This is a genomic window from Actinotalea ferrariae (genome assembly GCF_019733465.1).
GTDB lineage: Bacteria > Actinomycetota > Actinomycetes > Actinomycetales > Cellulomonadaceae > Actinotalea > Actinotalea ferrariae_A.
The window spans coordinates 1-2,426 of sequence record NZ_JACVQL010000047.1; the positions used below are offsets into that span (position 1 = coordinate 1).

Below are 2,426 nucleotides of genomic sequence, written 5' to 3' on the forward strand. Positions count from 1 at the left end.
CGTGCGGCGAGCACGGCCGTCGCCGCGAGCGCGGCCACGACGCCGACGACCGTCAGCGCCGCGGTCGGCACGGACCCGCGCGTGCCGAGGAAGGCCGCGGCGACGACCACGCCGCCCGTGGCGCCCGCGACGCCCACGACCGCGGCCTCGAGCACGGCGGCCCCGGTGACCTGCGCGACGGAGGTCCCGCGCGACCGCAGGATCACGGTCTCGCCGAGGCGCAGGTCGGCGAGCAGCCGCGCGACCTGGCCGAACGCGATGAGGCCCGCGAGGACGACGAGGAGGACCGCGGCGGTCGTGACCCCGCGGACGCCGCCGAGCCGGACGGGGAGGGCGCCGATCGTCGCCTCGAGGTCGCCGTCGGCCCGGACGCCGCCGACGTCGACGGCGTCGTCGTCCTCGAACGCCTCCGCGACGGCCGCGAGCGCGACGCCCAGCCCCGGCAGGTCGCCGGGCAGCAGGCGGTCGCCGTCGGGCGTCACGTTCCAGCGGTCGTGCAGCGCCTCGCCGCGCTCGCCGAGCGCCGCGAGCGCGCCCGCGGGGACCAGCAGGCCGGACGGGTCGTCGCCGTCGGCGGGGCCGGTCACGAGCGGGTCGCCGGTCCACCTCGGGTCGGTGGGTGCGCGCCAGGTCCCGGTGACCTCGACGAGCGCGGTGCTCGCGTCGTCGAGGACGAGCGTCAGCACGTCGCCGGGGCCGACCCCCAGCCGGGCGGCCGCACCCGCCTCGAGCGTCGCCGGGACCGGGCTGCCGGACGTCCCGGCCGCGGCCCCGCCCTCAGCGTCGGCGGCGTCAGCGTCCGCGTCGGGCCAGCTGCCCGACGTGAGCTCCGCGACGGTGCCGAACGCGTCGTCCGACCACAGCACGACGTCGCCGACCTCCACCGGGCCCGCGGCACCCGGGGCGGTCGCCGGCACGGAGCCCGAGGCGAGCGAGGTGTGCACGACCACGGGCTCGTCGTCCAGGTGCGCCTCGAGGAGGGCCTCGGCGGCGGCGCGCTGCGCGGCCCGGTCGTCCCCGAGCTGCACCTGCAGGTGCAGGGACGCGTCGCCGGGCGGCGCCGCCGCCAGGGTGGCGAGCACGCTGGCGCGCTCGGCGACCGACACGTACCCGGTGATGCCCGCCACCGCCGCCGTCGTGAGCGCGACCTGGAGGACGACGAGCGCGAGGAGCCCACGGTGCGCGCGTGCACGCCTGCGCATCAGGCGGACCGCGGTCATGGACGCTCCTCGGGTGCGTGCCGCCGCGGGTGCCGTGGCCTGGCGGACGTGCCGTCCTCGCGGTGGGCGGCATCCTCGCACGCCGTGCGCGCGGCGCGGGGCACCCCGAGCGGGTGCCGCGTCAGGTCCGGCACGAAATCCCCTGGTCCGCCCGCCCCCCGCGTGGGACGGTCGCGCCGTGCAGCCAGGCGACGTGTGGGACCGCGACGCGGCCCAGTCCTACGACACCCCGGGGACGGGCATGTTCGCCCCCGACGTCCTCGGCCCGACGGTCGACCGGCTGGTCGGGCTCGCTGCCGGCGGGCGCGCCCTCGAGCTCGCGATCGGCACCGGACGCGTCGCCGTCCCGCTGGCGGAGCGCGGAGTCCCGGTCGTCGGCATCGAGCTCTCGCAGCACATGGTGGACCGGCTCCGGACCAAGGTGGACGAGGCGACGATCCCGGTGGTGCTCGGCGACATGGCCACGGCGACGGCCCCGGGGGAGTTCTCGCTCGTGCTCCTCGTGTACAACACCATCTCCAACCTGCTCACCCAGGCCGAGCAGGTCGCGTGCTTCCGCAACGCGGCCCGGCACCTGGTGCCGGGCGGTCGGTTCGTCGTCGAGCTGTGGGTGCCCGAGCTGCGCGCCCTGCCGCCCGGGCGCGAGGCGACGGTGTGGCACCACCAGCCCGGCTACCTCGGCATCGACACCTACGACGTGCTCGACCAGCGCGTCGTCTCCCACCACGTGCGGTTCGGGGACGGGCCGGACGCGCAGGTGTTCCGGAGCCCGCACCGGTACGTGTGGCCCGCCGAGCTCGACCTCATGGCGCAGCTCGCCGGGTTCGAGCTCGAGAGCCGGCACGCGGACTGGACCGGCGCGCCGTTCACGGCCGACTCGCGGTCGCACGTCTCGGTGTACCGCCTGCCCCGCTCGGCCTGAGCGCGCTCAGGGCCTCGACGGCGGTCGTGCCCGGTCGACGCGCAGACACGGGCCCTCGGTCCCTCAAGGTCGGGCGCGCGGCGGCCGATGATCAGCGCGGGGGCCCGGGTCAGCCTGCCCCGGAGAACCGCAGGAGCCACGTGAGCAACCGCCTCGTCCCCGTCACCGCTGCCGTCGTGGGCCTCGCCCTGGCGTGCGGCGCCGCCGCGCCCGCCAGTGCCACCGGCGCGGGCCCCGACGAGGCCCGCGAGGCGCCGTGGGGCGCCTCGCAGCCGCACCCGGGC

2 protein-coding genes are annotated in these 2,426 nt (G+C 78.0%); one reads left to right on the plus strand and one right to left on the minus strand.

Annotated features, from left to right (window positions below; all coding sequences use genetic code 11):
- Positions 1-1,220, minus strand: a 1,220-nt coding sequence (locus ICW40_RS04040; RefSeq protein ID WP_374199126.1) for a hypothetical protein, incomplete at its 3' end; no start/stop codon positions are given.
- Between the two features lie 178 nt (positions 1,221-1,398).
- On the opposite strand from ICW40_RS04040, the gene ICW40_RS04045 reads away from it, so the two are divergent.
- Entirely contained in the window at positions 1,399-2,142 is a 744-nt protein-coding gene (locus ICW40_RS04045) for a class I SAM-dependent methyltransferase (protein ID WP_308121615.1), read from the plus strand.
- The last annotated feature ends 284 nt before the right edge of the window (positions 2,143-2,426 follow it).